The organism is Mycobacterium sp. NBC_00419, from assembly GCF_036023875.1.
GTDB lineage: Bacteria > Actinomycetota > Actinomycetes > Mycobacteriales > Mycobacteriaceae > Mycobacterium.
Genome location: NZ_CP107931.1, coordinates 1,768,312 through 1,781,474 on the forward strand (window position 1 = coordinate 1,768,312; position 13,163 = coordinate 1,781,474).

9 protein-coding genes are annotated in these 13,163 nt (G+C 69.7%); 4 read left to right on the plus strand and 5 right to left on the minus strand.

What is annotated here, in order from left to right; all coding sequences use genetic code 11:
• The first annotated feature begins 26 nt into the window (after nt 1–26).
• Nucleotides 27–1,247, plus strand: coding sequence for an aminodeoxychorismate synthase component I (locus OG976_RS08150; protein ID WP_328360341.1), 1,221 nt, complete (start codon nt 27–29; stop codon nt 1,245–1,247).
• Here the strand turns inward: OG976_RS08150 and rsmI are convergent.
• Nucleotides 1,244–2,080, minus strand: a complete 837-nt coding sequence (gene rsmI, locus OG976_RS08155) for a 16S rRNA (cytidine(1402)-2'-O)-methyltransferase (protein ID WP_328360344.1) — start codon at nt 2,078–2,080, stop codon at nt 1,244–1,246. The two genes, OG976_RS08150 and rsmI, sit on opposite strands and share 4 nt — an antisense overlap.
• Nucleotides 2,081–2,142: 62 nt before the next feature.
• On the opposite strand from rsmI, the gene OG976_RS08160 reads away from it, so the two are divergent.
• The 3 genes from OG976_RS08160 (at nt 2,143) to OG976_RS08170 (ending at nt 7,244) form a co-directional block, all read left to right on the plus strand.
• A complete protein-coding gene (locus OG976_RS08160) occupies nt 2,143–3,693 on the plus strand; it encodes a dolichyl-phosphate-mannose--protein mannosyltransferase (RefSeq protein WP_328360347.1) in 1,551 nt (516 codons plus the stop codon).
• A 102-nt stretch (nt 3,694–3,795) separates the two neighbouring features.
• Nucleotides 3,796–4,935, plus strand: a complete 1,140-nt coding sequence (locus OG976_RS08165) for a Zn-dependent alcohol dehydrogenase (protein WP_328360350.1) — start codon at nt 3,796–3,798, stop codon at nt 4,933–4,935.
• 5 nt (nt 4,936–4,940) lie between these two features.
• A complete protein-coding gene (locus tag OG976_RS08170; RefSeq protein WP_328360353.1) occupies nt 4,941–7,244 on the plus strand; it encodes a CaiB/BaiF CoA-transferase family protein in 2,304 nt (767 codons plus the stop codon).
• Here OG976_RS08170 and OG976_RS08175 read toward each other — a convergent pair.
• The 4 genes from OG976_RS08175 to arcA are packed head-to-tail and all read right to left on the minus strand — an operon-like array spanning nt 7,184 to nt 13,134.
• Nucleotides 7,184–8,734, minus strand: a complete 1,551-nt coding sequence (locus tag OG976_RS08175) for a flavin-containing monooxygenase (RefSeq protein ID WP_328360356.1) — start codon at nt 8,732–8,734, stop codon at nt 7,184–7,186. The two genes, OG976_RS08170 and OG976_RS08175, sit on opposite strands and share 61 nt — an antisense overlap.
• Nucleotides 8,731–10,476 carry a flavin-containing monooxygenase gene (locus OG976_RS08180; protein WP_328360359.1) on the minus strand — a complete coding sequence of 582 codons (1,746 nt, stop codon included), beginning with the start codon at nt 10,474–10,476 and terminating at the stop codon, nt 8,731–8,733. Before OG976_RS08180 ends, OG976_RS08175 begins: the two co-directional genes overlap by 4 nt.
• Nucleotides 10,477–10,486: 10 nt before the next feature.
• Entirely contained in the window at nt 10,487–11,929 is a 1,443-nt protein-coding gene (locus tag OG976_RS08185; protein WP_328360362.1) for an aldehyde dehydrogenase, read from the minus strand.
• On the minus strand, nt 11,926–13,134 hold the full coding sequence (arcA, locus tag OG976_RS08190; protein ID WP_328360365.1) for an arginine deiminase: 1,209 nt from the start codon (nt 13,132–13,134) through the stop codon (nt 11,926–11,928). Before arcA ends, OG976_RS08185 begins: the two co-directional genes overlap by 4 nt.
• Nucleotides 13,135–13,163 lie beyond the last annotated feature (29 nt).

Consider the following 13,163-nt stretch of genomic DNA (forward strand, 5'->3'; position numbering starts at 1 on the left):
ATCGGCGGAGCCGTCAGTCTTAGGCGATGCGCATCGAGCGGCTCGGCGACATCGGCACCGCCGCCGACGTGCTGCGCGCACTGGCCACCGCCGCCGCCCGCCGCGGACTGCCACCGCCCGCGGCGTTCACCGGTGACTGGTTCGGCGCCGCGGCGGTGATCGCGCCGAGCGTGGCGATACTGCCGGTCGATCCGGCCGACGTCTTCGCTGTCACGCCCGGCGAGCGCACCGACGCGATCGGCGGCGGGTGGATCGGATATCTGTCCTATCCCGACGACGCGGCCGACGGGCGCGGACCGAGGGTTCCCGAGGCGGCCGGCGGCTGGACCGACTGCGTGCTGCGGCTGGACCACGATGGCTGCTGGTGGCACGAAAGCCTCACCGGCGCAACGGTACAACCCTGGGTCAGCGCGGCCATCACGTCCCCGAAGCCATCGGAAGACTGCGAAATACTCTGGGGGGCAGCCGATTTCGATGCCCATCAAGCCGGTGTCCAGGAGTGCCTGTCGGCGATCGCCGCGGGCGAGGTCTACCAGGCGTGCGTCTGCACCCAGTTCACCGGCACGGTGAGCGGCTCGCCGCTGGACTTCTTCGCCGAAGCGGTCACCCGAACCACCCCCGCGCGCGCGGCGTATCTGGCCGGCGACTGGGGTGCGGTGGCGTCACTGTCACCGGAACTGTTCCTACGCCGCTCCGGTGACGACGTCACGTCCAGTCCGATCAAGGGGACGTTGCCGTTGCACGCCGACCCGGCGCTGCTGCGGGCCTCGGTCAAGGACGTCGCCGAGAACATCATGATCGTCGACCTGGTGCGCAACGACCTCGGCCGGGTGGCCGACGTCGGCACCGTCACCGTGCCCGAACTGCTCGCCGTGCACCGTGCGCCAGGGGTGTGGCATCTGGTCTCGACGGTGGCCGCGCGGGTGCCTGCCGCGGTGCCGACATCGGCGGTGCTGGCCGCGGCGTTCCCGCCCGCGTCTGTCACAGGGACACCGAAAACCCGCGCGCGTCAACTTCTTTCGATCTGGGAGCCGCGGCGGCGGGGCGTCTACTGCGGCACCATCGGATTCGCGTCACCGATTGCGGGCTGCGAGCTCAACGTCGCGATCCGCACGGTGGAGTTCGACGCGCACGGCTGCGCGGTGCTGGGCGTCGGCGGCGGCATCACCGCCGACTCCGATCCGGTCGCGGAGTGGCAGGAGTGCCTGCACAAGGCGGCTCCGATCCTGACGCCCGTCGTCGTCTAGTTGCGAGACCGCAGCACCGCGTCGTAGAGATCGCGGCGCGACGGTGCGCCGGGGTGCGCGTCGATCACCTGCGCGCAGGCGTCCTTGACCCGCATGCCCTCGTCGACCAGGGCGGTGACCTCGGCGACCAAGGTCGCCACGTCGGCCACCGGCCGGGCGCCGTCCAGCACCACGGTGATCTCGCCGAGCACCTTGTCGTCAGCCCAGTCGGCCAGTTCGGCCAGCGACCCGCGCAGCACTTCTTCGTGAATCTTCGTCAGCTCCCGGCACACCACCGCGCGGCGCTGCCCGCCGAGCTCAGCGACCGCGTCGCGCAACGTGTCGGCCAGCCGCCGCGGCGACTCGAAGAACACCACGGTTCGCGGCTCGGCGGTCAGGCCGGCCAGCCAGGCGCGGCGCGCGGATTGCTTGCGCGGGGCGAAGCCCTCGAAACAGAACCGGTCCGACGGCAGGCCGGAGACGGCCAGCGCGGTGGTCACCGCGGACGGCCCGGGCAGGCAGGTCACCGGCAGGCCAGCCTCGACAGCGGCGGTCACCATCCGGTAGCCGGGGTCGTTGATCAGCGGCATGCCGGCGTCGCTGACCACCAGCACGGTGGCGCCGGCCTTGATGTCGTCGATCAGCCCGGGCACCCGGGCCGCCTCGTTCTGGTCGAACAGGCTGACCACCCGGCCGCCGATCGTCACCCCCAGCGACTGAGCCAGCGTGCGTACCCGCCGGGTGTCCTCGGCGGCCACGATATCGGCGCTGGCCAGCGCGTCGACCAGCCGCTTCGATGCGTCGGCGGGCTGTCCCAGCGGTGTGGCCCCCAGGATCAGTCGGCCGGTTGTCATGAACGGCGGGCAGGAGCGTAGCGACTCGGGGATCTCACGGGGAGAGCTTACGATCGACACCGATGACCACCACCGCCGATGACCTGGCCGCGCACCAGCGCGCCGTCCCCGTCATCAGCCCGGGGCCGCTGGTGCCCATCGCCGACTTCGGTCCGCTCGACCGGATCGAGGGCTGGGCGGCCACCGCCGTCGTCACCGCACTGGCCGCGCTGACCCGGTTCACCAACCTCGGCTCCCCCACCGATGCCGGCACCCCGATCTTCGACGAGAAGCATTACGCGCCGCAGGCCTGGCAGATGCTGCACAACTACGGCGTCGAGGACAACCCCGGCTTCGGCCTGGTGGTGCACCCGCCGGTCGGCAAGCAGCTCATCGCGATCGGCGAGGCGCTGTTCGGTTACAACGGCGTGGGCTGGCGGTTCACCAGCGCGGTGCTCGGCGTGATCCTGGTGGCGCTGGTCGTGCGGATCGTGCGGCGGATCAGCCGCTCCACCATGATCGGCGCGATGGCCGGGCTGCTGGTGGTCGCCGACGGCGTCAGCTTCGTGGCGGCCCGCTCCTCGCTGCTCGACGGGTTCCTGACGTTCTTCGTGGTCGCGGCGTTCGGCGCGCTGATCGTCGACCGCGACCAGATGCGCGAGCGGATGCACAACGCGCTGCTGGAGGGTCGCATCGCGGAGACGCCGTGGGGTCCGCGGCTCGGTGTGCGGTGGTGGCGATTCGGTGCGGGCGTCCTGCTGGGCCTGGCGTTCGCGACCAAGTGGTCCGGTCTGTATTTCATCGTGTTCTTCGGCGCGATGTCGCTGGCGTTCGACGTCGCGGCGCGGCGGGCCTACCGGGTGCCGCGGCCGTGGTTCGGGGTGATCCGGCGCGACCTGGGCCCGACGGCATACGTCTTCCTGCTGATCCCGTTCGCGGTGTACCTGGCGTCGTACGGGCCGTGGTTCTCCTCGGAGACCGCGGTCAACCGCTACGAGGTCGGCGAGTCGATCGGTGAACGGCAGTGGTTCCAGCCGCCGGACGCGATCCGCTCGCTGTGGCACTACACCTACAAGGCGTATCACTTCCATTCGACGCTGACCAACGCCAACGGCAACCATCACCCGTGGGAGTCCAAGCCGTGGACGTGGCCGATGTCGCTGCGGCCGGTGCTGTATGCGATCGACAACCAGAACGTGCCGGGCTGCGGTGCCACGTCGTGCGTCAAGGCCGTCATGCTGGTCGGCACGCCGGCGATGTGGTGGCTGGCGGTGCCGGTGCTGTTCTACGCGGCCTGGCGGGCCTTCGTCCGCCGCGACTGGCGCTATGGCGTGGTACTCACCGGCTACTGCGCCGGCTTCCTGCCGTGGTTCGCCGACATCGACCGGCAGATGTACTTCTTCTATGCGGTGCCGATGGCCCCGTTCCTGGCGATGGCCATCGCGCTGATACTCGGCGACATCCTGCACGCCCCGAACCAGAACGCCGAACGCCGAACGCTCGGGCTGATCGTGGTCAGCGGCTACCTCGCGTTGGTGATCACGAATTTCGCGTGGCTTTACCCGATCCTGACCGGGATCCCGATCTCGCAGTCGACGTGGAACATGGAGATCTGGCTGCCCAGCTGGCGCTAGCTTCGGTGACGCCCGCCAGTGTGGGCCCTATGCACACAAATCCGGCGAATTCTGTACACAGCGCCCACAGTCGACGGTGCCGCACCCGTAGTGTCGTGGGGCATGAGGAGCCGCGCCGCCGTCGTCCGGGACATCGGCGGCGCCTGGTCGGTGGAGGACTTCGAACTCGATCCACCGCGAGCCGGTGAAGTATTGATCCGGATGGCCGCGGCCGGGCTGTGCCATTCCGACGATCACATCCGCAACGGCTTCATGTCCCCGCCGGGTGTACCCACGACCCGGCCAGCGACGATCGGCGGCCACGAGGGCTCCGGCGTGGTCGTCGAGGTCGGCGACGGCGTGACGGGCCTGGCACCCGGCGACCACGTGGTGACCTCCTTCGTCGCGGTGTGCGGCCACTGCCGCTGGTGCTCCTCGGGCATGCAGTACCTGTGCGACAAGGGGGCCGGGGTGCTCACACCCGGCATGCCGACCGACGGCACCTTCCGCCATCACACCCTCGACGGGCACGACCTGGGCCACACGTCCAAGATTGGCGCCTTCGCCGAACACACTGTGGTAGCGGCCGATTCGCTGGTGAGGATCGACGCGGCCGTCCCGCTGCTGTCCGCGGCGCTGCTGTCGTGTGCGGTGCCCACCGGTTACGGGTCGGCCGCCCACCGGGCCAATATCCGCGGCGGTGACACCTGTGTAGTCATCGGCGTGGGCGGTATCGGCACCGCCGCGGTGCAGGGCGCGCGGATCAACGGCGCCACCACGATCGTCGCCGTCGATCCCCGGGAGGCGCGGCTGAAATCGGCCCTCGGCTTCGGTGCCACCCACACCGCGACGTCGGCCGACGACGCCACCGATTTGGTCCGTGAGCTGACCCGCGGCGTGATGGCCGACGCCGTCATCGTCGCGCCCTCGGACATCACCGGCGAGGACGTCCGCACCGCGCTGGCACTGACCCGCAAGGGTGGGACGTGCGTGCTGACCGGTATGGCGCCGGCCGGCCCCCAGCCGCTCCGGCTCGACGTGCAAGATCTCGTGCTGATGAACAAGAACCTCTGCGGCACGGTGTTCGGGTCGTGCAATCCGCGATCGGAGATTCCGCACCTGGCGGCCATGTACACCGCCGGCCAACTGCTGCTCGACGAGATGATCACCCGCACCTACCGGCTCGACGACATCAACGAGGCCTTCGAGGACCTCCTGCGTGGCGAGCTCGTCCGCGGCGTCATCGACTTCGGGATCGCCTGAGCCGCATGACTTCTCCCCTGTCAGGTCTGCGCGTGGTCGAGATCGGCGACCGGCTGGCCACCGCCTACAGCGGCAAGCTGCTGCGCGACGCGGGCGCCGACGTGGTGATGGTGGAACCACCGGCGGGCCACCGCCTGCGGCGCTACCGGCCCGCCGGAGTGCCCCCGCAGGAGCGCGAAAGCCCGTTCTTCGCCTTCCTCGCCGGCGGCAAGCACAGCGTCAGCGCGCAGTCGGTCCCGGCCGAGTTGCTCGCCGGGGCGGACATCGTGATCCTGGGTGCAACGCCAGATCAGGCCGAGGCACTCGGCCTTGGCGAGGACGAAATCAGTTCCCTTGCAGAACATTGCGCGGTCGTCACCGTGTCGGACTTCGGCTGGACCGGACCGTGGACCAACCGGCCGGCCACCGAGTTCACCCTGCAGGCGTGGTGCGGGTCGACGGGGTCGCGCGGCGAACCGGAACGCCCACCCGTCGCCGTGGCGGGTGATCTCGGCGAGTTCGTCGCGGGCAGCTACGCCGCGTTCTTCGGGGTGACCGCCCACCTCGGCGGCGGCGGCCGCTACGACGTCTCGGTGTTGGAGGCCATGGCCACCTCGATGCAGGTGTTCTCCTGGCTGCGCAAGGAACTGATGCTGCTCGAGGTGGTCGGGCGGTCCACCGAGGTGCCATCGGTGGAACGAGCCAAGGACGGCTACGTCGGCATCTCGATGGCCACCGGCCAGCAGTGGCAGGACTTCTGCGCGATGGTCGAATGCCCCGACCTCGCCGACGTTCCGGAGTTGCGGTTCCAGGTGGGCCGTTGGGAGCAAAGGGATCTGGTCCGAGCCCGCACCGGTGAGTGGTTCGCCTCACGCACCGTCGAGGAGATCGTGGAACTGGCCGCGCTGTTCCGCATTCCGATGGCCGCGATCGGCAACGGCGAAACGCTGCCCGGCATGGACCATTTCGTGCAGCGCGGCTCCTTCGACAACCACCCCGCGGGATTTCGCGCGCCGCGCCCGCCATGGCGGATGAGCGAATGCGCCCCGCTGCCCGCGGCGCTGCCGCCACGGATCGGCGACACCGGCCCTAGCCCGCAGCCCCGTCGCCGGCCAAACCCGACCACACCCGGCTTGCCCCTGCAGGGCGTCAGGATTATCGACCTCACGGCGTTCTGGGCCGGCCCGTCGGCCACTCATCTGCTGGCGATGCTCGGTGCGGACGTGATCAAGATCGAGTCGGTGCAACGCCCGGACGGGATGCGCTTCGCGGGCGGGTTCCGCGCCGACGTCGAACGCTGGTGGGAGTACAGCTGGGTGTTCCAGGGCGTCAACTCCGGCAAGCGGTCGATCACCCTCGACCTCGAATCAGATTCCGGCAAAGCGCTTCTGGGCCGTCTCGTTGCCGGCGCCGACGTGGTGATCGAGAACTTCACCCCGCGGGTCATGGAGAACTTCGGGCTCGGCTACGACGTGCTCAAGGGTTTCAACGAGGCGATCATCGAAGTCCGCATGCCCGGGTTCGGACTCGACGGGCCCTGGCGCGACCGTGTCGGCTTCGCCATGACCATGGAGCAGCTTGCGGGGTTGGCCTGGCTCACCGGATATCCCGATGGGCTGCCGACCGCCCCGCGCGGGGCGTGCGATCCGCTGGCCGGTGTGCACGCGGCCTTCCTGACCGTCGCGGCCCTCGAGCACCGCAGGCGCACCGGCCACGGCCAACTCGTCGAGCTACCGATGATCGACGTGGTGCTCAACGCCAGCGCTCTGCAGGTCATCGAGTGCGACTGCACCGGTGTGGTGCTCAACCGCCGCGGCAACCGGGGCCACGAGTTCGCCGTCCAGAACGTCTACCGGTGCGCCGGGGACGACCAGTGGATTGCGGTCAGCATCCGCGACGAGGCCGACTGGACGGGCGTTAAAGACGTTCTGGGACAGCCACAGTGGAGCCGTGTCGTCGATTACACCGAGAACAACGCGGTACTGATCGACGCCCGGCTGGCCGACTGGCTGGCCGGGCAGCCACTGCAGCAGGCAGTCGATGCACTGCTGGCTGCCGGTGTGCCCGCCGCCCCGGTGGTGCAGCCACCCGAGGTCATCGACAACCCCGCCCTGGGTGCCCGCGGCTTCTTCCAGCCGCAGGACCATCCGCTGTGCGGGACGCTGCCCTACCCGCGGCCACCGGTGACCGGTCAGTTCGTCACCACCGCCGCGCCACTACTCGGTCAGCACAACGCCGAGATACTCGGCGGCGAGCTGGGATTGACGAATCAGGAGCTCGCCGAGCTGGAAGCCGAGCGCGTCATCGGCTTCTGGCCGTCGGGCTTGTAGTGGATCCAGTCGCGCGAGCGCAGCCGCCGGGTACGGCGGGCATAGTCGAGTTCCTTGTAGGGCCACTGGGTGACGATCCGGCCGCTCGGTGAGCGAAAGTAGCTGCCGCACTGGGTCCAGACCGTGCGTTCCAGCTCCGCGCCGATCTCGTCGTTGAACTCCTTCTCGGCCTGCGGGCGCACCTGCAGAACACCGCCGCGCCGCGCGAGCCGGGCCACCGCGTCGGCGACCAGCCGGGCACCGGCCTCCAGCACGTAGACGATGGAGTTGCCTGCCTGATTGGTGTTGGGCCCGTACAGCATGAAGAAGTTGGGGAACCCGCTGACGGCGACGCCGAGGTAGGCGCTCGGGTCTTCACCCCACCGCTCGTGCAGCGAGCACCCACCCGGCCCGATCACCTCGATGCCGGACAGGTAGTGGTTGGTCTGGAAGCCGGTGGCCAACACGATTACGTCGGCGTCGACCGAGCCGGCGTCAGTGCGCACCGCCGTCTCGGTGATCGCCCGGATCGGGTCGGTGACCAGGGTGACGTTGTCGCGCTGCAGCGCAGCGTAGTAGTCGGCGCCGAGCAGTACGCGCTTGCACCGGAACGGATAGTCCGGGGTGAGGGCGGTGCGCAGTTCCTCGTCCTGCACGGTGCGGCGCAGGAAGTTCTCGGCGATGCCCTGCCGTCCGACCACCAGCGGATCGTCGGCGCGGGTTGCGGTGTTGTCGTGCTGCTCTTTCCACAGCCGGTACCGCTCCCGCCGGGCTGCCCAGGGGCTGCGCCGGAACCGGGTGATCTCGGTGGCGGTGAACAGGCGGTCGTCCTTGGGCACCATCCAGGGCGGCGTGCGCTGGAAGACGGTCACGTGGGCGGCCGTGGGCGCCAGTTCGGGAACCAGTTGCACCGCACTGGCTCCGGTGCCGATCACCGCCACCCGCTGGCCGTCGAACTCCACGCGGGAATCCCAGCGCGAGGTGTGTAGCAACCGGCCGCCGAACTCCCCCAAGCCCTCGATATCGGGGGCTTTGGGCTCGCCGAACAAGCCCACTGCGCTGACCACCACGTCGACGGGGAGGCCGAAACCTGAACCGGTGGAGACTGATTCGAGGTCGAGATCCCACTGCTGGACCTTGTCGTTCCAGCGGATGCCGGTCACCCGGGTGCCGGTCAGCAGGTGGCGCCGGAGATCGAACTCGTCAGCCACCGACTCCAGGTACGCCAGGATCTCCGGCTGGTGGGCGTAGGTGCGGGTCCAGTTGCGGTTGGGCGCGAAGGAGAACGAGTACAGATGGCTCTGGATATCGCAGGCCGCCCCGGGATAGGTGTTCACCCGCCAGGTTCCGCCGACACCGTCACTGCGTTCGATGATGAAGATGTCCCCGACGCCGATCTTGCGCAAGGCGACGGCGGCGGCCAATCCGCCGAAGCCGGCACCGATGATCGCGACGCGGGGCTGGCGGCCCCGGCGCAGCGCTGCCCGGATACGGCCGATCCGGTATGTCACCGGCGACCACCCCGGCTGGTGTCGAAGCCGTCCAGGTCGCCCCGGTCGCGCCAGCGCGCCAGGATGTCGGCGTATTCGGTTGGGCCGCCGTAGAAGAAGCTGCCCTGCCGGGTCTTCGCGTTGGCCTGCCCCTCCCGGTTGTAGTACCCCGGTGTGCAGGCCCGGGCCCGGTCGGCGGTCCCGGCCGCACGCTCGACAACGGTCGATATCCAGTCGTCCTCGGCAGCAGCCGTCGCCTCCAGTTCGGTGACGTCATGGCCCAGCGCCCAGGCGATGATCCACGCGACGTGGGAGGCCTGGACGTCGAGCAGGTAGGGGAAGTTCACCGTGAAACCGGACTGGGCGATGCTCTCCACGAACAGGTTCGGGAAGCCCGACACCGCCAGCCCGTGCAGGGTGCGGACCCCGTCGGCCCACGTACCGGTGAGCGTCACACCATCGCGGCCCACCACTTCGAAGCCTGTGCGCCTGGCGTATTCGGTGCCCACCTCGAAACCGGTGGCGAAGATCAGGCAGTCGAGTTCGTACTCGACCCCGTCGACCACCACACCGCGTTCGGTGATGGCCTGCACGCCGCGGCCGTGGGTGTCGACGAGAGTCACGCCTGCGCGGTTGAACGTCGCCAGGTAGTCGTCGTGGAAGCATGGCCGCTTGCAGAAGTAGCCGTACCAGGGTTTGAGCGCCTCGGCGGTGGCGGGGTCGGCCACGACAGCGTCGACCCGGGCGCGGACCTCCTCCATCTTGGCGAAGTCGGCCAGCTCGCCGTCCTGCATCACCAGCAGGGTCTTGACGATGGATGTCCACGCGTCGGCGACCAGATCCTCCTCGGCGTCCCCGCCCGCGGTGAGGTGCTGGAAGTTCTCGATGCGCCTGCGCTGCCAGCCGGGGCTCAGCGAGGCCGCCCAGTCCTGATCGGTGGGCCTGTTGTCGCGGACGTCGACCGATGACGGGGTGCGCTGGAAGACCAACAGCTGCTGGGCGGCACGGCCCAGGTGCGGCACACATTGCACTGCCGTCGCCCCGGTGCCGATGATGCCGATTCGCTTGTCCGCCAGTCGCTCCAGGCCGGCCCCGGTGTAGTCGTAATCCCAGCGGCTGGTGTGGAAGGTGTGGCCGCGAAACGAGGAGATCCCGGCAATGCCGGGCAGCTTGGGCTTCTGCAGGTAGCCGTTGGCCATCGACACGAACCGCGCCCGGATGGCATCGCCGCGATCGGTGTGCACGATCCAGCGCGAAGATTGCGCGTCCCAACAGATCTCGCGGACCTCGGTGCGCAGGCAGGCGTCTCGGTACAGGTCGTAGTGGTGCGCGATGCGCCGGCAGTGCTCGAAGATCTCGGGGCCCTTGGCGTACTTCTCGGTCGGCAGGTAGCCGACCTCCTCGAGAAGCGGCATGTAGACGTAGGACTCGACATCGCAGGCGATGCCCGGATACCGGTTCCAGTACCAGGTGCCGCCGACGTCGGCGGCCTTGTCGATCAGCCGGATGCTGGCGACGCCGAGCTCGCGCAGCCGCGCCCCGGTCAGCAGCCCGCCGAAGCCGGCGCCGATGACGGCCACATCGACCTCGTCGGTCAGCGGCGCCCGGTCCGGCGGCGGACCGGCCCACGGGTCCTCGGCGAACCCGGCGAACTCCCCTGCCACCTCGACGTACTGGCCGATGCCGTCGGGCCGCAGCCGCCGGTCGCGCTCCTGCGCGTAGCGGGCGCGCAGGGCATCGGGGTCGAAGGGCAGAGACGTCACGGTGACCGCACTATAAATGCACAGCGGTCGCGATCAGCTTGGTCTCCAGGTATTCCTCGAAACCGGCGAGCCCCATCTCGCGGCCGACACCGGATTGCTTATAGCCACCGAAGGGTGTGTCGGCGCTGTACCAGACACCGCCGTTGACGTTGACCGTTCCGGTCCGCAGGCGCGCGGCGACGCGGGCGGCACGCTCGGGTGCTCCCCACACCGTGGCCGACAGCCCGTACGGGGAGTCGTTGGCGATGCGGACCGCGTCGTCGTCGCCGTCGTGGGCCAGCACCACCAGGACCGGTCCGAAGATTTCCTCGCGGGCCACCCGGGCGTCGTTGGTCAATCCGCTGATCACCGTCGGCTCGACGAAGTATCCCGGGCTCTCGAGGCGGGCACCCCCGCAAGCGAACGAACCCCCCTCGGCCAGTGCCAGATCCAGGTAACTGCACACCCGGTCACGTTGGCGCGCCGAGATCAGCGGTCCGCACACGGTGGCCGGGTCGGTGGGGTCGCCCACCGGGACGGCGGCCATCGCCTCGGCCGCCGCAGCCACGGCCTCGTCGTAACGGGCCAGCGGCACCACCAGGCGGGTGGTGAACGCACACCCCTGCCCGGCGTGCCGGGACACCGCTGTGGCCGCCGCGGCGCAGGCCCGGGACAGGTCGGCGTCATCGAGAACCAGGAACGCCGACTTGCCGCCGAGTTCGAGGAACACCTTCTTGATGGTGTGCGCGGCGGATGTCATGACGGCGGCGCCGGTGGCGGTGGACCCGGTGAACGACACCATGTCGACCCTGGCGTCCTCGCCGAGAAGGGCGCCGAGGTGCCGGTCGCTGGAGGTGACGACGTTGACGACGCCGGGTGGAAAGTCTGTGTGCTCGGCGATAATTCGGCCGACGTGCGCGGCGCACCAGGGTGTCTCCGGTGCCGGCTTGAGGACGACGGTGTTGCCCGCGGCCAGCGCCGAGCCGAGCTTGGCGAGGTTGAGCTGATGCGGGAAGTTGAACGGTGTGATGGCCCCGACGACCCCGTAGGGCTCGCGGAACAGGCGCCGGTGCGACGGAATGCCCATCGGGCTGGCCACCCCGAGAGCGGTTGTCCACGAATAGTTCTCGGCGGTGCGGGCCGGGAAGTCCAGGTCATCGACGGGGCCCTGCAGGTGCGGGCCATGGGTGAAGGCGACCGGTGCGCCGACCTCGGCGACGGTGACGGCACGCAGGTCCTCGATCTCGGCGTTCAGCGCCTCGCGCAACTGGCGCAGGCAGTGCACCCGCAGCGCGACGTCACGCGACCAGTCGGTGCGGTCGAACGCGGTGCGGGCCGCCACGATCGCCCGGTCCATGTCGGCGGCGTCGGCGTCCGCGGCGTTACCGAGGATCTCCTCGGTCGCCGGGTTGACCGTCGCGAAGGTTCCCGAGCCGCCGCCGCGCAGCGTCCCGCCGATGAGCAGTTCGGTCACAGCGGATCGCGGGCGACCGGGCAGGACATGCAGCGCGGCCCACCCCGCCCGGTGCCGAGTTCGGCGGCTGCGATGGGCAGCACCTCGATGCCTGAATCAGCCAGGCGCGCATTGGTTTCGGCGTTGCGCTCGTATGCGACCACGACACCGGGCGCCAAGGCCAGCGTGTTGTTCCCGTCGTCCCACTGTTCGCGCTCGGCGGTGACCGGGTCCAGCCCGGTGTCGATCACCCGGAGCCGCTCGATGCCCATCGCGTCGGCGGCCGCCTTCACGAACGGCGCCTCGTCGTGGATCCGCACGCCGGTCGGGGTGCGGGTGATCGTGAACGCCGACAACGAATCCTGGATCGCCGGGTACATCACCACGGCGTCGACGTCGACCATGGTGCACACGGTGTCGAGGTGCATCTGGGCGCGTTCCTGGGCGATCGGGACCGCCAGCACGGTGTGGGCGAGGTCGTCGTCGAACAGGCTGCGCGCCAACGCCTCCGCACCTGCAGGGGTGGTCCGTTCACCCACCCCGACGGCGACCACGCCGGGTGCCAGCAGCAGCACGTCGCCGCCTTCGACCGGGGCGGTGTGGGATTCGTAGGCCCGGCGCACCCCGAGGAACCGCGGGTGATGGGCGTAGATCATGTCGGTGAGCGAGGTTTCCCGTGCCCGGGCCGGCAGCGCCAGCGACGTGATCGCCACCCGGGGGCCGATCCAGAACGACGAGTCCCGGGTGAACAGCAGGTTGGGCAGCGGTTCGATGACGAAATCACCGCCGTGATGCATGCGCCGCACCAGCGAGGTGTCCGCGCTCGCACTGCCCGGCAGTTCGGTGAACGTCATGCCCGCAGTCAGGACGTGGGCCAGGTCGGCGGGTTCTAGGCCGCGCAGGTAGGCCGAAAGCTCTTGCGCCAGAGGGTGGCCCAGTCGCCGCGAGTCGACGGCGGCGGCGATGCCCTGCATCCGGGCGGCGCCACTGGCCAGCGCCTCGGTCAGCAGGTCCGACATCAGCAGCACTTCCACCCCACGGGAGCGCAGCAGTTCGGCGAACGCGTCGTGCTCCTCCTGGGCGCGCGACACCCACGGCAGACCGTCGAACAACAGCTTGTCGTTGTTGCGCGGTGTCAGCCGTTGTAGCTCGGCGCCGGGGCGGTGCAGGATGACGACCCGCAGCGTCCCGACCTCGGAGTTGGAGCCCAGCGCGGTGGAAGTCACAGCTAGCACCGTAACAAGCCCGGCGATCA

Coding starts and splice junctions, on each gene's coding strand:
- OG976_RS08170 (WP_328360353.1), top strand. CDS start 4,941: ATGACTTCTCCCCTGTCAGGTCTGCGCGTGGTCGAGATCGGCGACCGG.
- OG976_RS08165 (WP_328360350.1), top strand. CDS start 3,796: ATGAGGAGCCGCGCCGCCGTCGTCCGGGACATCGGCGGCGCCTGGTCG.
- rsmI (WP_328360344.1), bottom strand. CDS start 2,080: ATGACAACCGGCCGACTGATCCTGGGGGCCACACCGCTGGGACAGCCC.
- OG976_RS08160 (WP_328360347.1), top strand. CDS start 2,143: ATGACCACCACCGCCGATGACCTGGCCGCGCACCAGCGCGCCGTCCCC.
- OG976_RS08150 (WP_328360341.1), top strand. CDS start 27: ATGCGCATCGAGCGGCTCGGCGACATCGGCACCGCCGCCGACGTGCTG.